At 41.3% G+C, this 17,280-nt stretch carries 14 protein-coding genes and 1 tRNA gene; 10 read left to right on the top strand and 5 right to left on the bottom strand.

The window, feature by feature from the left end; translation table 11 throughout:
- Positions 1-90 precede the first annotated feature (90 nt).
- The 3 genes from B6N13_RS13400 (at position 91) to pyrC (ending at position 5,052) form a co-directional block, all read left to right on the top strand.
- On the top strand, positions 91-1,989 hold the full coding sequence (locus tag B6N13_RS13400) for a DEAD/DEAH box helicase (RefSeq protein WP_012070079.1): 1,899 nt from the start codon (positions 91-93) through the stop codon (positions 1,987-1,989).
- A 92-nt stretch (positions 1,990-2,081) separates the two neighbouring features.
- Positions 2,082-4,013, top strand: coding sequence for an LTA synthase family protein (locus B6N13_RS13405; protein ID WP_169459611.1), 1,932 nt, complete (start codon positions 2,082-2,084; stop codon positions 4,011-4,013).
- A 7-nt stretch (positions 4,014-4,020) separates the two neighbouring features.
- Positions 4,021-5,052 carry a dihydroorotase gene (gene pyrC / locus B6N13_RS13410; protein ID WP_169459612.1) on the top strand — a complete coding sequence of 344 codons (1,032 nt, stop codon included), beginning with the start codon at positions 4,021-4,023 and terminating at the stop codon, positions 5,050-5,052.
- Positions 5,053-5,220: 168 nt separating this feature from the next.
- Here the strand turns inward: pyrC and B6N13_RS13415 are convergent.
- Positions 5,221-5,305, bottom strand: a tRNA-Leu gene (locus tag B6N13_RS13415).
- A gap of 183 nt (positions 5,306-5,488) precedes the next feature.
- Between B6N13_RS13415 and B6N13_RS13420 the strand changes: the two genes are divergently transcribed.
- From B6N13_RS13420 to B6N13_RS13440, 5 genes are all read left to right on the top strand, one after another.
- Positions 5,489-6,220 carry a DUF599 domain-containing protein gene (locus B6N13_RS13420; protein ID WP_012070076.1) on the top strand — a complete coding sequence of 244 codons (732 nt, stop codon included), beginning with the start codon at positions 5,489-5,491 and terminating at the stop codon, positions 6,218-6,220.
- Entirely contained in the window at positions 6,210-6,920 is a 711-nt protein-coding gene (locus tag B6N13_RS13425) for a class I SAM-dependent methyltransferase (protein WP_169459613.1), read from the top strand. The genes B6N13_RS13420 and B6N13_RS13425 overlap by 11 nt, the downstream gene beginning before the upstream one ends.
- 205 nt (positions 6,921-7,125) lie before the next feature.
- Entirely contained in the window at positions 7,126-9,054 is a 1,929-nt protein-coding gene (gene htpG / locus B6N13_RS13430) for a molecular chaperone HtpG (protein ID WP_012070071.1), read from the top strand.
- Positions 9,055-9,221: 167 nt separating this feature from the next.
- Complete coding sequence (locus B6N13_RS13435) at positions 9,222-10,061, top strand: DNA ligase (protein ID WP_012070070.1); 840 nt, start codon at positions 9,222-9,224, stop codon at positions 10,059-10,061.
- Positions 10,062-10,084: 23 nt separating this feature from the next.
- A complete protein-coding gene (locus tag B6N13_RS13440; protein WP_248280331.1) occupies positions 10,085-10,777 on the top strand; it encodes an alpha/beta hydrolase in 693 nt (230 codons plus the stop codon).
- 14 nt (positions 10,778-10,791) lie between these two features.
- On the opposite strand, the gene B6N13_RS13445 is transcribed toward B6N13_RS13440, so the two are convergent.
- The 3 genes from B6N13_RS13445 to B6N13_RS13455 form a co-directional block, all read right to left on the bottom strand.
- Complete coding sequence (locus B6N13_RS13445) at positions 10,792-11,106, bottom strand: metalloregulator ArsR/SmtB family transcription factor (protein WP_048814012.1); 315 nt, start codon at positions 11,104-11,106, stop codon at positions 10,792-10,794.
- Positions 11,107-11,285: 179 nt separating this feature from the next.
- Positions 11,286-12,101 carry an exodeoxyribonuclease III gene (gene xthA, locus B6N13_RS13450; protein ID WP_048814011.1) on the bottom strand — a complete coding sequence of 272 codons (816 nt, stop codon included), beginning with the start codon at positions 12,099-12,101 and terminating at the stop codon, positions 11,286-11,288.
- Positions 12,102-12,254: 153 nt separating this feature from the next.
- The gene (locus tag B6N13_RS13455; protein WP_169459614.1) at positions 12,255-12,908 is read right to left on the bottom strand and encodes a hypothetical protein; all 654 of its coding nucleotides are present in this window, start codon (positions 12,906-12,908) and stop codon (positions 12,255-12,257) included.
- Between the two features lie 142 nt (positions 12,909-13,050).
- Between B6N13_RS13455 and B6N13_RS13460 the strand changes: the two genes are divergently transcribed.
- Positions 13,051-13,674: a hypothetical protein gene (locus B6N13_RS13460; protein ID WP_169459615.1), complete on the top strand. Its 624-nt coding sequence runs from the start codon at positions 13,051-13,053 to the stop codon at positions 13,672-13,674.
- 210 nt (positions 13,675-13,884) lie between these two features.
- Positions 13,885-15,258, top strand: a complete 1,374-nt coding sequence (gene gorA, locus B6N13_RS13465; RefSeq protein WP_169459616.1) for a glutathione-disulfide reductase — start codon at positions 13,885-13,887, stop codon at positions 15,256-15,258.
- Positions 15,259-15,405: 147 nt separating this feature from the next.
- Here gorA and B6N13_RS13470 read toward each other — a convergent pair whose 3' ends face one another.
- Positions 15,406-17,055, bottom strand: a complete 1,650-nt coding sequence (locus tag B6N13_RS13470; RefSeq protein WP_248280332.1) for a pectate lyase — start codon at positions 17,053-17,055, stop codon at positions 15,406-15,408.
- Between the last annotated feature and the right edge of the window lie 225 nt (positions 17,056-17,280).

A 17,280-nucleotide genomic window follows, 5' to 3' on the forward strand; every position in this document is an offset into this window, starting at 1 on the left:
AGTTTTTCCTCCGAGAATTTCTAGAGAATTTCATTAAGGCATGTAAATGATTACAGGCCTTATCCTCACCAAAAAAAGGTACTAATTTACATGTCTGACGCTGATACTCAGCCTACATTTGATTCGTTGGGTCTAATCGCCCCTGTTCTTAAAGCGGTTGCTGACCTAGGTTACGAGCAACCATCTGCTATCCAAGCGCAAAGTATTCCATATCTATTAGAAGGTCGAGACCTTTTGGGGCAAGCGCAGACGGGTACTGGTAAGACAGCAGCGTTCGCGCTACCGTTACTGTCTCGCATTGATGTTACAGATAAAACGACACAATTACTTGTACTGGCTCCAACCCGTGAACTTGCTATTCAGGTTTCTGAAGCATTTCAAAGTTATGCTCGTAATCTTCCAGATTTTCATGTTCTGCCAATTTACGGTGGCATGTCATACGACACTCAACTTCGCCAACTAAAACGCGGAGTTCAAGTAGTTGTTGGTACACCTGGTCGTGTTATGGATCACATTCGTCGTAAAACATTGAAACTAGATGGTATTAAAGCCCTAGTTCTTGATGAAGCGGATGAGATGTTACGTATGGGATTCATCGACGATGTCGAATGGATTCTTGAGCAAACACCACCAACTCGTCAAATCGCTTTGTTCTCTGCGACTATGCCTGCCGTGATTCGTCAGGTTGCTAATCGTCACTTGAACAATCCAAAAGAAGTTAAGATTGTTACTAAAACTTCTACGGCAATGACGATTACGCAAAAATACTGGCCTGTAAGTGGTCTACATAAGTTAGACGCTTTGACACGTATTCTTGAAATGAACGAACATGATGGCATGATCATCTTCGTTCGTACTAAGGCTGCAACTGTTGAGTTGGCTGAAAAGCTAACGGCTCGTGGTCACGCTTGTGAAGCCTTGAATGGTGATATCAGCCAGAATTTACGTGAACGCACAGTTGATCGTATTAAGAAAGGTCAAATTGACATTCTTGTTGCAACAGACGTTGTGGCACGTGGTTTGGACGTAGAACGTGTAAGTCACGTTGTTAACTATGATATCCCATACGATACTGAGTCTTATGTTCACCGTATCGGTCGTACTGGTCGTGCTGGTCGTTCAGGTACAGCAATTTTGTTCGTTGCTCATCGTGAGCGTCGTATGTTGCAAGCTATTGAGCGAGCAACTCGTCAGCCAATCGAAAGTATGACATTGCCAACTGCTTCAGATATTAATGCGCACCGTGTTAATCGCTTCAAGCAGAGCATTACGGACGCAATGGATAACGAAGACTTAGATTTCTTCCTAGAGCTTGTTCAAAGCTACCAGAAAGAAAATGAAGTTGATCCATTGAAAATGGCGGCTGCTTTGGCTCATATGGCTCAAGGCAAAACACCACTATTATTGTCTGAAATGGAAGTTCGTCAAGAACGTCGAGAGCGTCGTGAAGATCGCGATAGCCCTCGTGGTGAGCGCGGAGATCGCGGTGACCGTGGAGATCGTGCGCCTCGCGAACGTAAGGTTCGTCCGGTTACGGCAGAAGCTATGCCTTTAAAGGATGATCCTGATACGTCTATGACGCGTTATGTTGTTCAAGTTGGCTACAGCGACGGCGTTAAACCTGGCAACATCGTTGGTGCAATTGCTAATGAAGCTGATATTGAAAGCCGCTATATAGGCCATATCGAAATTTATGAAGATTTCGCTACAGTCGATTTGCCTTCTAACCTAAGTGCAGATGCATTAGGTAAATTGGGTAAAACACGTATTTGTGGTCAGCGTACTGACATTGCTAAGCTAGAGAATGCGGATGAGTTGAATAAGCGTGCTGCAGCACCTTCTACTCGTAAGCGTCCGGCTAGTGGTGATCGTCGCCCATCTAATGGTGGAGAGCGTCGTCGTCCAAGCGCTGGTGCCGGTGGTGGTCGTGACCGCGATGCAAATCGCAGTGGCGAACGTCGTCCAAGAGCACCACGTAAAAACGCTTAAGTAGAATTATGTAAATAAAAAAAACCGCCTAATCGCGGTTTTTTTTTGCTATAAATGAACGTTAATCTTTACTCTTATTGAAAAGGGGCAGCATGGATCAAGATAATAGAAGCAAAAGAATAAATATAACACCTCTTATCTTTTTGGGTGTTGGGTTATTTTTGATATTTATAGGGTTTGTTTTAACCCGATTGTACTTTTTGGGTGTCCACTCAGATTATTTTGTGGCTGAAACCTCAGATAATATATTGCTGGCTCTATTGCATGGTTTGCGATTTGATTTGGCAGCTATTGCATTATTAAACTCTGCACTCTTACTTTTCTTGTTTGTTTCAATCTGGTTTCGCGCCTTATTTAAGGCGAATATGGTGTTGGTCTTTGTCTATTTGCTTTTTGTAAGCGTATCGGCAATTGTTATTAATTTCATAGATACTGCTTATTTCCCATACACAGGTCGTCGTAGCGGTCTTGAAGTGCTTTCTATGGCCAATGATGTTGTATCTCAGTTACCTGAGTTGATTCTTGTCTATTGGTGGTATGTTGTCGGTAGTATTTTGATTTATTTTCTTTACGCCGCAATATTTTTTAAAGTAAGCAAGCGGCTTAAGCCGATTTTTATACCCAAATTTTGGGTTGTGATACTTTGTTTAGTGCTGACCATAATTTTTGTATTGGCTGGGCGAGGAGGATTCCAATCTAAGCCTATTAGAGCATTGAATGCATATAGTTATCCTTCTAGTGGGCTAGGGGCTCTTGTGTTAAACACGCCATTTTCGCTTTTAAAAGAGGATGCTGATCATTTAGAAAGGGTGGCTTATTTTTCTTCTGACAGTGATTTGTTAATGGCAATAGCTGATAAGAATAAATCGATCTCTACTGGTTCTGAGATTAAAGAACGTAATATTGTTATTTTGATTTTGGAGAGTTTTGGCTTGGAGTATTTAGGCCCTCCTTATGGTCTGAAATCATATGCACCGTTTTTAGAAGAACTGTCTAGGAAGGGGCGCTTTTTTCCAAATGGCATTGCTAATGGTCGCCGCTCTATTGAAGCTATTCCATCCGTTTTAGTAGGTGTCCCATCATTAATGTCTGAGGCCTTTATGCGATCGCCGTATCAGTCAAATGTGGTGCATGGCTTGGGAGAAATTGTAAAACCATACGGATATAGTACTGCTTTTTTTCATGGTGCGAAGAATGGCAGCATGTACTTTGACGATACAACATATCGATTTGGCTTTGATCGTTATTTCGGACTTAATGAATATCCTGATTCTTCTCAGTTTGATGGTCAGTGGGGGATTTTTGATGAGCCATTTCTTAAGTTTACGATAAATGAAATAGATAAAATGTCTAAGCCATTTATGGCGGGGATTTTCACTATTAGTTCTCATCCTCCGTATACTTTACCTGATCAGTATGTGGGTAAAATAAAAGAAGGTGAAATCCCAATGCATAGAGTTGTTCAATACTCAGATATGGCATTGAGACGTTTTTTTGAGGAGGCGGCCACTAAGGATTGGTATAAAGATACTTTGTTTGTGCTTACCGCCGATCATACATCAGATAATTTTGATCCCCGCTTTGCTTCATCTTTAGGTCGTCATCAGGTTCCTATTATTTTGTATCAGCCTAATCAAGAAATAGACAATGGTATTATCACCGATATGGCTCAGCAAATTGATATCCCTGCTACAGTTGTTGATTATTTGAACCTACCAGAGCAAGGGAAAATCTTGCCATTTGGTCGTTCGTTGTTGGAGCAGAATGCTCGTGCAGATGCAATCATCAAGGAAGACGATGCTTTTTGGTTATTATCACAAGGGAAATATGTGAAGTTGCCGATGACAGAGGGTGCAGTAGTTGAAACTGGTGAGCTACCAAAAACATTTACTAAGCCTGCGGATTTGGTGCAGCCAGTCAACCTAGAGAAATTAGAGCAGCGATTAAAAGCCTATATACAAATTTATACTAATGGGCTTATTGATAATTCGTTATACAGCTTTTCGTCTGAAAAAATACAGTAGGTAAATAATGAACGAAATTACTATTATCAAGCCAGATGATTGGCACTTACATTTTCGTGATCAGGATATGTTACTTGAGACGGTTGCAGCTACGGCACGTTGTTTTGAGCGTGCTGTGGTGATGCCAAATTTGGTGCCGCCAGTTACGACCGCTGAGTTAGCATTAAGTTACAAAGAGCGTATTTTAGCGGCTCGTCCTGCAGGTAGTACTTTTATGCCTGTGATGACTATTTATCTAACGGATAAGACCAGTGTTCAAGATATCCAAGATGCAAAAAAGGCGGGTGTGTTGGCGGCTAAAATGTACCCAGCGGGGGCGACAACTAACTCTGATTCGGGTGTAAATTCTCTAGAGTCACTCTATCCAGTTTTCGAAGCCCTGGCAGACAATGACATGTTGTTGTTGATTCATGGGGAAGTGACGCAGAAGCACATTGATATTTTTGATCGAGAAAAAGAATTTATTGACCAGCATATGGTGAACATTGTTGATCGAGTACCGAATCTGAAAGTGGTATTTGAGCATATTACTACAAAAGATGCTGTTGATTTTGTCTTGGCGGCCCGTGATGGTGTCGCGGCGACAATCACTCCCCAGCATTTGCTGTTGAATCGAAATGACATGTTGGATGGTGGTGTTCGCCCACATAATTATTGTTTGCCTGTACTAAAACGTAGTACTCATCAGCAAGCGTTGCGTGAAGTGGTGAAGTCTGGGTCGCCTAAGTTTTTCTTGGGGACGGATTCGGCTCCGCATGCAAAACACCGCAAAGAGTCAGATTGCGGTTGTGCGGGCTGTTACAGTGCCTGGTCAGCGCTTGAGTTATACACCCAAGTATTTGACGAGCTGGGTGCGCTTGACAAGCTAGAGGGCTTTGCAAGTCTTTACGGCGCTGACTTCTATGGTTTGCCTCGTAACACAGAAAAAGTGACCTTGGTTCGTGAGTCTTGGGAAGTGCCTAACAGCATAACTTTGCCGAACGGAGAGCCAATTGTGCCTTTCTTTGCTGGCAAACAAATATCTTGGAAATTGAAATAAAGTAACTTGGTTTGAAGCTAGGTGACTATATAAAACCGAATTCAGTAAATGGGTTCGGTTTTTTTATGTCAAAAATATGACGATAAAGATATGAGTGCTTTATAAATTAAGAAAAAGGGTGGTAATTTTGTAATTTGACTTAAGAGAGGGGTTAAGAAAGAAATAAGATGGTGCGGATGGAGAGACTCGAACTCTCACGCCGTGAAGCACTGGAACCTAAATCCAGCGTGTCTACCAATTCCACCACATCCGCATGTCGTGTTGACGGGCGAGATCTTACCGATATTTTCTACCGATGCAAGTGTTTTTTGATGAAGTTCTTATATTTATTTTTTTAGAATGATTTGCTGAATTTTCTAAGTGGAAACTGGGACATGTAAAGTGAAAAGTGGTCTAATATTATCACCCTAAATTGTTCTTTCAGCAGAGTTAAAATATGGAAAAGCATTCTGTTTCATTACTGTTAAACCCCCTTGATATAGCAACATTTTTTGTCTTTTTTGCTTGTTGGTGGGGGTATGCTTTTTATGCTCAATATAATTCTAAACGTCGCTCTTGTTTGGTAAGCGTATTACATCAATTTAGATTAGCTTGGATGTCACGACTACTTAGGCGCGATAACCGCATTGCGGATGCCTCTGTGATGGCGAACTTAGAAAGAAGTAGTTTGTTTTTTGCTTCGAGTAGCCTGTTGATTATTGCTGGCCTTTTTACCGCTTTTAATTACTCAGAAAAAGCGATTGGTATTTTATCGGATTTTTATCTTTTAGCTCCGATGAGCCAGCAAGAGTGGGAGTTGAAAATTATCGTTCTGGTGGTCATTTTTTCTTATGCGTTTTTCACTTTTACATGGTCTGTTAGGCAATATAACTTCTGCTCTGTATTAGTTGGCAGTGCGCCATTAGCCACAGAGCGAGGTATTGAAGACAGTGAGCGTGAATTGTATGCCATGCATATGGCGCAAATTTGTAGTTTAGCTGCAAATCAGTTTAACTACGGATTACGTGCTTTCTATTTTGCGATGGCATTTTGTGGTTGGTTCCTTGGTCCATATTTCTGCATGGCTGCAAGCCTAATGGTTGTAGCTGTGCTTTATCGTCGTGAATTCCGTTCTAAAACATTTAAAACTTTGAGTCGCGGACTCGTTATGAAATCTCATGCTTCCTAATTTCCCCAAACCTTTACCAGAAGGTGATAAACCTGTTAATCGTACGGTTAATGTTGATGACAGGCTTTATCAGTATTTGGTTGATGTCTCAGTTCGTGAAGACGATCTATTAAAAGCCTTGCGACGTGAAACTGCTCAGTATCATATGGCTCGTATGCAACTATCCCCAGAAGTAGGGCAGTTGTTGGCTTTGCTTGTTAAATTGCAAGCACCAAAGAAGCTTCTTGAAATTGGTGTATTCACTGGTTACAGCACGTTATCGATGGCCATGGCGATGCCAAAAGAAGCAAAATTAGTCGCGATCGAAAAAAAGCAAATGTGGCTGGATATTGCGACGCGCTATTTAGATCAAGCTGGTGTGATGGATCGTGTTACGACCTACTGTGATAAAGCCTTGCCTGTTATGGAGTCTTTGCTTGAGGAGCAGAGTGAGACATTTGATTTCGTCTTCATCGATGCCGATAAGCAAAACTTACTTTCGTATTATCAATTAGCTAAACAACTACTACGTCCAGGTGGTTGTTTGTTAATTGATAACACTCTGTGGTGGGGGAATGTCGCCGATGAGGCCTTCACGGATAAAGACACTAGAATTGTGCGTGAATTAAATAAAACCATCCATGCTGATAAGGGTGTTGAGTTGTCATTGATCCCGATTGGTGATGGCCTAACCGTAGTTCGAAAAATACCTAAAGCCTGATCGTAAAGTGATCAGATGGGGGGGAGCTCCCTCCAGAATAGCTCTAACTTGTTTATATCCTTAACTTTATTGTGACTTTTTGCTTCTTTTTGCGTGTTTGCCTCTTGAAATTGCTTCAAGAGGCTTTATCTATGAGACACAAGTGAAACGCAATACGCCTTTGGTTTTTGTCCGGAGGTTCATTCAAATAGGAGCAAGTTACAACATGGCAACTGATACTCAAAAAGAAACGTTAGGGTTTCAAACAGAAGTTAAACAACTACTTCATTTGATGATCCACTCTTTGTACTCCAACAAAGAGATCTTTCTACGAGAGCTTATTTCTAACGCATCCGATGCAGTAGATAAGCTTCGTTTTGAGTCTGTCGCTAACGCAGACCTTCTCGCTGAAGACCCAAATCTACGTGTTCGTATTGAATTTGATAAAGATACGAATACAGTTGTTATCGATGATAATGGCGTTGGTATGTCCCGTGAAGAGGCTATTACCAACCTTGGTACGATTGCAAAATCTGGAACTTCTGCTTTCTTGGAGCAATTAAGCGGCGATCAGAAAAAAGACAGCCAACTAATTGGACAGTTTGGTGTTGGTTTTTATTCTGCTTTTATTGTTGCTGACAAAGTAACGGTTGAAACTCGTCGTGCAGGTGTGGCAGCAGATCAAGCTGTTCGCTGGGTATCCGATGGTTCTGGCGAGTTTACTATTGAAAATATTGAGAAAGATTCCCGTGGTACTCGCATTATTTTACACTTAAAAGCGGGTGAAAAAGAATTCGCAGATAACTTCCGTCTTCGTCATTTGGTTACTAAATACTCTGACCATATTTCTATTCCTGTGGAAATGGAAAAACCGGTTTATCCTGAAATGGATGAAGAGGGCAATCCTAAACCAGTTGATGAAAACAAAGCGCCAGAATACGAAGCGGTCAACTCTGCAAAAGCACTTTGGACTCGTCCACGTAATGAAGTAACGGACGAAGAATACCAAGAATTTTACAAGCACATTTCTCATGATTACCAAGAGCCTTTGAAGTGGTCTCACAACAAAGTTGAAGGTAAGTTGGAATACTCAAGCTTACTGTATATTCCTTCTAAAGCACCTTACGATCTTTGGAATCGTGATATGCAGCGCGGCCTGAAACTATACGTTCAGCGTGTATTCATTATGGATGAAGCAGAAGCCTTCTTGCCGCCATACATGCGTTTCGTAAAAGGTGTGGTTGATTCTAACGATTTGTCTTTGAACGTATCTCGTGAAATTTTGCAAAACGATCACGCGGTTGACTCTATGCGCTCAGCATTGACGAAACGTGTATTGGATATGCTAGGCAAAATGGCGAAAAACGAGCCAGAAGATTACCAAAAATTCTGGGATGAGTTCGGTAATGTCATCAAAGAAGGCCCAGCTGATGACATGGGTAACAAAGATAAAATTGCAGGCTTGTTGCGCTTTAGCTCAACACATACAGATGCAGCGGCACAAACGGTGTCTTTGGCTGATTACATCGAGCGCATGCAAGAAGGTCAAGATAAGATCTACTACATTTACGCAGAGAGCCACAATACCGCGAAAAACAGCCCGCATTTAGAAATCTTACGCAAAAAAGGTTTTGAAGTATTGTTGTTGAGCGATCGTATCGACGAATGGATGATGTCTTCTCTACAAGAGTTTGAGGGCAAATCTTTCCAAGACGTCACTAAAGGCAAGTTAGATTTAGCTGATCAAGAAAACGAAGAAGAGAAGAAAGAGAAAGAAGAAAAGGCTGAGAAAATGAAGCCACTTCTTGATCGTATGAAAGCCGTGTTGAATGAGAAAGTTGCTGGTGTTAATTCAACTGATCGATTAACAAACTCTCCTGCGTGCTTAGTGGTTGGTGAATACGATATGGGTCTGCAGATGCGTCGTTTGCTTGAGCAAGCTGGTCAGAAGCTTCCTGAGTCTAAACCAACATTGGAAGTGAACCCAGATCACCCAATTGTTGCGAAAATGGATTCTGAAACAGATGAAGAGCGTTTTGCTGATATGGCTTGGTTGTTGTTTGAACAAGCAACTTTATCAGAAGGTGGTCAATTAGAAGACCCAGCGACCTTTGTCAGCCGCATGAATAAATTGATAGTTCAACTAAGTAAATAGAGTGATTTAAAAAAGTGATACCTAAGCCCATATTTGGTAACAAATATGGGCTTTTTTTATACATAACTGTTTAGTTACGCAGCGCAAACGATTTGATTCTTTAAATCAAATCGTTTAGCTTAATTAAGTGCTATGGAATAGCGCTTTTATAGTCAAAGGAGTGAATCATGTTTCAAATAAAATGTTTGGCCGTATGGCTATGCTTGCTTCCCTTATTTCTTTTTGCGCAACCTGATGTGCAATTGGCCAATGTGTTTTCCGAAGATGTTCATGTAAAAGAGTATCTTATTAGTGAAAAATACGATGGAATCCGTGCTATCTGGACGGGTGAGAAGTTAGTGACTCGTCAAGGAAATCCAATTTTTGCTCCAAAATGGTTCACTGACAAATTGCCACGAGTTTGGCTCGATGGAGAGCTTTGGTCTACGCATAATGATTTTTCTTTTATCATGTCGACTGTGAGGAAACAGACTCCAATAGATAGTGAATGGCGTAAGATTTACTACATGGTGTTTGATGCACCAGACAGAGAAAGAAACATGATCTTTGAAGAAAGGTATAAGCGTTATACTCGTTTGTTAACGATTCTAGATATCCCCCACGTTCGACCTGTAGAACAATTCTCTGTTCATAATAACGAGGCGCTTCACAGCATGTTAGCTGCGTATGTAAATAAAGGCGCAGAAGGCTTGATGCTGCATAGGAAGCTTGCCCGTTTTGAAAGGGGGCGTACCGATAACTTGCTCAAGTTGAAGCCTCACATGGAGGCCGATGCGCAAGTTATTGAGGTTCTGAATGGTTCAGGTAAATACGATGGCATGATGGGATCTGTTTTAGTGGAAATGCCATCTGGTATTCGCTTTAAAATAGGCAGTGGCTTTTCAGACGATGAGCGCAACACTCCTCCAAATATAGGTGATCATGTTATTTATAAATATCATGGGTTTACTGAGCGAGGTATTCCTAGGTTTGCAAGTTTTCTAAGATTGCGTGATACACGATATTAATTTTCATTTAAAGAGAGCGTGTTTTGGTTACGAGAATTTATTGTTTGCCTGGAACTATGTGTGATGAGCGTCTTTGGAGTTTGACACAGAACACGCTAGGTGAGTCGCTACTTTTGCAACATGTGCCAATACCTATGGAAGCGACAATCGATGCCATAGTAGATGCTCTGGCAGAGATATTGCCAGACAGTCCTATTAACTTACTTGGCTTTTCCATGGGAGGGTATTTGGTTTGTGCCTTTGCATTGAAATATCCAGAGCGTGTGAAGCGACTAATGGTTCTATCTAATACAGCAAGCGGCCTGCTAGCAACAGAACGCCAGCAACGTAAAGTTGCACTCAACTGGGTTCAGAAGCAAGGTTACAATGGTATACCAAAGAAAAAAGCCGCTTCTATGTTGGGACAGACTAACAAGGACAAAAGCGAGCTTGTTGATATTATTTTTGCAATGGATAAGACACTAGGGGAAGCGGTATTTATTCAGCAATTAAAGAGTAGTTTGGTTCGGCCAGATCTATTGTTAATGCTTGAAGAGGTCAAATTTCCACTGTGTTTTGCTGTAGGAAGTGAAGATCCTTTATTGTCGAGTGCAGTATTAGCAAAAATGAAAAGCTCAAAATGTTTTGATGTTAACACTATTGATAACTGCGGGCACATGTTGCCTTTAGAGCAGCCCGCCTTACTGGCGGATTTACTGAAAGAGTTTTATTTATAAAACTCTTTTCTATTCTAAAGTGCCGGACAAAATAAGCCGTGAAGAGTTTTTATTAGCTCTTTAACACGAGCGTCGCCAATGCTGTAAAAAATAGTTTGCGATTCCCGACGAGTATTAACCAGTCCATCTTTTCGCAACACAGCTAAGTGTTGAGATAAAGCAGATTGGCTTAAAGGAAGCTTCTCATTTAAAGCGGTGACGGACAATTCTTGATCAAGTATGTGGCATAAAATCATCAGACGGTTTTCGTTGCTCAGTGCTTTTAGAAATGTAGCCGCTTGAGATGATTGTTGCAGCATATCTTCCATTGTAAGTGTTTCGTTTTTCATGGTCTTTTCTCGTTTTTAATACGGCATATAACGTGCTGAGCTTTATGATAAAAACAAAACCATCCACATTGTCTGTGGATAAGACTGGGACTAGTGGTGTTGAGTAGCAGCTCTTATCAAGTAAGACGGTCATTATATGGGTTTGTATGATAATTGCACAATGACCGCCTAGATGACTTTTATTCGCTCAGATTGAAGCTAGTCCAAATTGGTGCGTGATCTGAAGGCTTTTCTAGAGCACGTAGATCATAATCCACATCGGAATTTTCCAAGTAGGGCATTAGTCCATTGGAAGCCATAATCACGTCAATTCTCAAACCACGTTTTGGTGTGTCTTCAAAGCCTTTTGAACGATAGTCAAACCAGCTAAAGCGATCATTTTTTGTAGGGTTAAGTTGGCGATAAGTATCCGTCAATCCCCAGTTTGCCAAAGTCGCAAACCATTCTCTTTCTTCTGGTAGGAAGCTGCATTTGCCTGTTTTTAACCAACGTTTTGCATTTGGCTCGCCAATACCGATGTCTAAATCGGTTGGAGAAATATTGATGTCGCCCATCACGATGATTTTTTCATCAGGAGAATGGGCGGCAAGGTATTCCATTAGGTCTGCATAAAACTTTCGTTTTGCAGGGAACTTGATTTCGTGGTCACGGCTTTCACCTTGAGGGAAGTAACCGTTCAATACTTTTACTGGACCTTGCGGTGTATCAAATGTGGCAATGATCATTCGGCGCTGAGCATCTTCTTCATCACCTGGAAAACCATATTCAATTTTTGTAGCTTCTTGCTTACTAAAAATGGCAACGCCGTAGTGTGATTTTTGTCCATAATAATAGGCGTGATAGCCAATAGATTCAGGGATCTCATGCGGAAAAGCGTCGTCGTGAACCTTAATTTCTTGTAAGCCGATTACATCCGGCGCGAGCTTTTCAACTAATGCTTCTATTTGATGTGGTCGAGCACGCAAACCATTGATATTAAAAGAGACAAATTTCATGTGAAGGATTCCATAGCGAATTTTCTTAATGATACCCAGTTGCGTTGGTGGCATAAAGGGATTTACGCATTCATTGCTATAGATAGATCTATCTCTTGATATATCAAGCCTGTTTGTATTTATAGTTCTATAAGTTAAAGGTGTTTGTATTCTTCAGAAAAAGGCGACCATGATCCCTTTTACTAAAAAGCTACCAGGAATTATACCTAACGTTGAGTAGGCAAAAAGGAAGCGTTGTTCCGAGTCTATTTTTCTAATTATTGCGAGTAAAAATAATATGGCAACTATGCTTAAGCTTAGTGCCATACCATAAAGGAATGAGCCACAGAAATGCGGTAAAGCTGCGAAGCCTAATGCAGCAATATTGATGTTCTGTAATTCTAGAGTCTCTTTATTGCTACGGAAAATAGCAGTTAGGGCAAGAATAATAGCGAGTCCATATAAAGCAATAACATAAGTAGGCCATTCATAGCTAAGTGGACCGTCTAGATGAAAAGTCGAGAAGCTGAAGTCGGTAAAAAAAGTCCATACTGTTTTTATAATGATACTGATAAAAAAAGCGACCAGAAAAAAAGCAAAAAGAGCAACAATCGCTCCACCGCCAGTTGGTCCCGCCTTAGATCCCTCTACGACTAAGATCGCCACACTCAATGCCGCACTTAGCTGTAACCAATGCCAATAATCGTCGGTAAAAAGAGGAATAGCGGTTAGTCCTGCCATGGCAATAATTAATTTATTACCGTCTTCTTTACGAAAGAAATAGAGCGCCATGATGACAACGTAAGTGAGGATGATGAAAACGAACATATCAATGACTTCCTTGTGGGACAATTCGCAGTAATTATTTTCGCAATAGTTATCGTATTATCTATTGCGCTTGATGATATCTTAGAGACTTAAAGCGTAACATTTTTTATTTAAAATACTTTCTTGTGAAAAGGACTTTTAGATGACGGATACAAAATCCATCGGAGCAATGAGCTATTTTCTGTCACCGGAAGCGAGACTTACCATTATTATACCAGTCATCCTCTACAATATTGCATTTTGGAGTCTTGGTGCCGGTGCTGCCCTATTGCTAACTGCTTGTTACTCTGGTTTTCTAGAATTGTTTTCTAAACAAGCTCAATCACTTTCCATTATTGCGCTTATCCTTATCTCTGGCTGTGCCCATTTTTTATATCTTAATGGTTTCACCTTCTTTGAAATTAAGCAGGAAAGTGTGTTTTTATCGGTTGGTGGATCTATCACTGTCATCATGGTTTTTAGTTTTTATTCGTTGATAGGGCGACCAGTCGTGCGAACGCAGGCTGAAAATGCGCTTCCATCTTTGAAGCTGTCTCCCTTTTATGGCACTGCAAAATATGATCGAGTTTGGCAAGAGGTCTCTTTGGCATGGATTCTTACCTATGGATTAAAAGGTGTTCTGGTTGTCATCTTGTCGAAAGATATGCCGCATTATAGCGATTTTGCTGTGTTTTTCGGTGCATGGCCGCTTACTTTGTTGTTAATTATTTTTAGTTACTACTGGCCTAGCTTTCGTTGGTCATCGCTGAAAACAGAGACAAAATAGCTAAAGTAGACAGTTTTGATTTTATTAAAGAGCGAGATTCTATTTTGGTTTCTGAATTAGGATGAATGTAAATTTAGCCTTGCTTAAATCTTGTCATTTTAATCTAGTATTTGTTTTATAGATCTTTGTTATTTGATCAGCCTTCTTCTAAGTGGATGAGACTGATAAACTGTTCTCATATTACATCGTGAATAATTTTGGAGACTCAGAATGTCTTATCAGTACGACTTATTTGTTATTGGCGCCGGTTCAGGTGGCGTTCGTGCTAGCCGTGTTGCGGCATCTAAAGGTTATAAAGTTGCTGTTGCCGAAGGCAGCGCATTAGGTGGAACTTGCGTTAACATTGGTTGCGTACCGAAGAAATTATTTGTTTATGGTTCTGAATATGGCCATGGATTTGACGAAGCGGCGGGCTTTGGTTGGTCTCATCAAGGTGTTGAATTCAATTGGTCGGTTTTGCGCGACAACAAAACCAAAGAAATTGAGCGTCTAAACGGCATTTACGGCAATTTGCTCGCTAATGCTGGCGTGGAACTCATTTCTGGTTATGCAAGCTTTGTTGATGAACATACCGTCATGGTGGATGGAAAAACCTACACCGCGGAACGTATCTTGATTGCTGTTGGTGCTAAGCCTTTTATCCCTGAATTCAAAGGCTGCGATTTAGTGGTTAGTTCTAACGAAATGTTCTTCCTAGACGAATTGCCTAAAAAAGCCCTTGTGGTGGGTGGTGGTTACATTGCTGTTGAGTTTGCTGGCATTCTAAATGGCTTGGGCGTTGAAACCAGCCTTGCTTATCGTGGTGATCAATTGCTGCGTGGCTTCGACCAAGATGTTCGTGATTTCGCTAGCGAAGAATATAAAAAGTCAGGTATCGATGTGCGTTTGAATACGGACGTAGAGAGTATTGAGCTTGCCGATACAACTAATCCAAATGGTGCTCGAACAGTGCATTTTAAAGATGGTCACTCGGAAGAATTTGGTCTTATTCTTTATGCAACCGGTCGCGTACCAAATGTTGCTTCGTTGGAGCTTGAAAAAGCGGGTGTTAAAACCAGCAAAAATGGTGCTGTAATTGTAGATAATAACTTTACAACTTCTGCGAAAAGCGTCTTTGCTCTTGGTGATGTAACCGATCGTATTCAGTTAACGCCAGTTGCTATTAAAGAAGCCATGGCGCTTATCGCTTATTGGTTCGATGGCAAAGAAGTGGACTTTGATTACGACAATATTCCAACCGCTGTCTTCAGCCAGCCAGCTATAGGTACAGTTGGTTTAACTGAACAAGAAGCAGAAAAACGTGGTCTAGACTTCCGCGTTTATCAAACGGATTTTCGTCCAATGAAGCACACATTAAGCGGCGGTACATCTCGTTCTTTGATGAAACTATTGGTAAACAATGCCGACGATAAAGTCATTGGTGCTCACATGGTGGGGGATTATTCTGGTGAGATTATTCAAGGCTTAGGTATTGCGATAAAAGCGGGCGCGACTAAAGCCGACTTCGACGATACTGTGGGTGTTCACCCAACCAGTGCGGAAGAGTTTGTTACTTTCTCAGCGGCGTCTTTAAAGAAAAAATAAGACGAAAATACAAGCCAGGCTTTACGTGCTAAACGGTATCAGCTCAGTTACTGAGTTTAATAAAGACGCCTCGGTAAATATTATCGGGGCGTCTTTTTTTGTTTTGGTTATCGCGTGTTTTTTTAACGTTGCTTGTCTTAATTCTGTTTATAGAGTGCAAGGGTAAATCGATTTTACATCCATGGTATTTTTGATACTGCCATCAGGCATCATCATATCTCCGTGAATATAACCGCCGCGACTGCGATAAATTGGCACCAATTCACGTTGACCTTGTTTCGCGGCAATAAGGCTGAGTAGGGCGAGCGGTTCGATATCGTCGAATCGGCAGTGAATATGTTTGTGGCTAGCCGTAAAAAGCTCTCGATTAGCACTGCGTTCAAATATGTTTTCTCCCAACTTTTCTGCAAGGGTTAAGTAGCTCGCGTTTTTAGTTGCTTGATACATTTCTAAGGTGGCAAATAGGAATAGAGGTTCGTCTGCCTTGGTTTGCAGATTGACGTTTGGTTCATCGCTATCCCAATTGCCAAGATCAAAATGTTTTGCCATAGCGCAGACGGTAGCCCAAATGATATTGCTCTGGTTCCCAACCGAACAGTTTTCTGTCCAGTTAGTGACGTAAGCAAGAAAAACATGAGAAGGAACAGGACGACGAATAATTTCTACGCCCTTTTTACCATAATAACCGTAACGAGGAATTTGTTGTCCTGTTAGGTCTTTGCCATCGGCGAACATGGGCTTGATTTCATTTGTATTGGCATCGTAGGCGTAATACGCCCAGGCCTCTAAGCCTTCCGTCGTCCAATCTAATAGCCGTTTACCATCCTTACCAAGCTCTCTTGCGAGTAGCGTTTGCGCTAGACCGCAGTCCCCATAAATTCCTTCTGGCCCATTAAGAGCCTCTTCATCCATTTTGAACAAGACCCAAGCTTCTTTCGCCACATCGCCGTATTCTGGGCCAAATTGTCGCTGCGCCCTGTCGCCCCAAAACGAGAAAGTGTATTGCGGATCATTTTCGTCTTCTGGCGCGTCGCCAGTTTTTAATGGGCGATTGTATTGGTAACAACCAAGCTTTGTGTCTGGATGGCGGCTGTTGACGTATTGACTCATTAAAAACTCTGCCCAAGAAAGGGCTTTTTCATCGTGATCTAGCTTATAGAGCATTCCTGCGCTGAACACGAGATCGTTGCCGATATTCACAAAAGACAAACCTTTCATTTCGCGTAGTGGCTCTAGGTGTTTATTCTGTGGTCTATCCCAAAAAGTCGCTTCATCGAATTCTAATCCATAGCTGCCGTGGCGAGACATTTCCATATTGTCCCAGTTTGTCACATGACAATTCCAAATAGCCTTGATCATTCGGCTGGTGGCGGTTGGATTGGTTTCATACATGAGTTCATAAAACGGGCAATGGTGTTTGAGTTCGTGCACCATATTCTTATTTTCTGGCCCTACGGTATTTAGCGTTTTCAAATCAAGAAAAGAGTGACCACCCCAACGAATAAGGCCACTAGAATCGGCATGATCAAAATGCCATTGGATCGCCTCTTGCGCGGCTTGTTTGTATTTTGGTTGATTGGTTAACGAGCTTAATCCACAAAAAAAGCGGAACAAATTTTGTTGGCTGGCAATATTGGACAGTTCCCATTCGGTGCCGTCGGTATTTTTCCATGTTACTGGCTTATTATTAAAAGTGTTGCAGCCATCAAAGAAAAGCGGTGTTCCGTGGTACGGGTCATGATAGTTTTGAAGAATGGTATTGGCGTAGTGGGTTAGGTAATCCAGCATATTTTGCATTGTATTTATCCGTGTTTTTATTCTTTCCCTCATCTTAAAGGAGATTTTTGTTTGTCACCAGAAATAATTAAAACATTGTTTCATTTAATTTTCTATGCCTGTTTAGCTTACTAGATTTGTTAGTTTTTATTAAGAATGATTTATTAATGCATACGTTTTCTCTATCGGCGTAGTCTTAATTTCGATTGCCACAATTGGTGCTCTTCTTTAGTGTTGCTAACATTC

It is taken from the genome of Marinomonas sp. UCMA 3892 (assembly GCF_012726345.1).
Lineage (GTDB): Bacteria > Pseudomonadota > Gammaproteobacteria > Pseudomonadales > Marinomonadaceae > Marinomonas.

Bases quoted from the DNA above. Each gene is read 5' to 3' on its own strand.
- B6N13_RS13400 (WP_012070079.1), top strand. From the start codon at position 91: ATGTCTGACGCTGATACTCAGCCTACATTTGATTCGTTGGGTCTAATC.
- B6N13_RS13405 (WP_169459611.1), top strand. From the start codon at position 2,082: ATGGATCAAGATAATAGAAGCAAAAGAATAAATATAACACCTCTTATC.
- pyrC (WP_169459612.1), top strand. From the start codon at position 4,021: ATGAACGAAATTACTATTATCAAGCCAGATGATTGGCACTTACATTTT.
- B6N13_RS13420 (WP_012070076.1), top strand. From the start codon at position 5,489: ATGGAAAAGCATTCTGTTTCATTACTGTTAAACCCCCTTGATATAGCA.
- B6N13_RS13425 (WP_169459613.1), top strand. From the start codon at position 6,210: ATGCTTCCTAATTTCCCCAAACCTTTACCAGAAGGTGATAAACCTGTT.
- htpG (WP_012070071.1), top strand. From the start codon at position 7,126: ATGGCAACTGATACTCAAAAAGAAACGTTAGGGTTTCAAACAGAAGTT.
- B6N13_RS13435 (WP_012070070.1), top strand. From the start codon at position 9,222: ATGTTTCAAATAAAATGTTTGGCCGTATGGCTATGCTTGCTTCCCTTA.
- B6N13_RS13445 (WP_048814012.1), bottom strand. From the start codon at position 11,106: ATGAAAAACGAAACACTTACAATGGAAGATATGCTGCAACAATCATCT.
- xthA (WP_048814011.1), bottom strand. From the start codon at position 12,101: ATGAAATTTGTCTCTTTTAATATCAATGGTTTGCGTGCTCGACCACAT.
- B6N13_RS13455 (WP_169459614.1), bottom strand. From the start codon at position 12,908: ATGTTCGTTTTCATCATCCTCACTTACGTTGTCATCATGGCGCTCTAT.
- B6N13_RS13460 (WP_169459615.1), top strand. From the start codon at position 13,051: ATGACGGATACAAAATCCATCGGAGCAATGAGCTATTTTCTGTCACCG.
- gorA (WP_169459616.1), top strand. From the start codon at position 13,885: ATGTCTTATCAGTACGACTTATTTGTTATTGGCGCCGGTTCAGGTGGC.
- B6N13_RS13470 (WP_248280332.1), bottom strand. From the start codon at position 17,055: ATGCAAAATATGCTGGATTACCTAACCCACTACGCCAATACCATTCTT.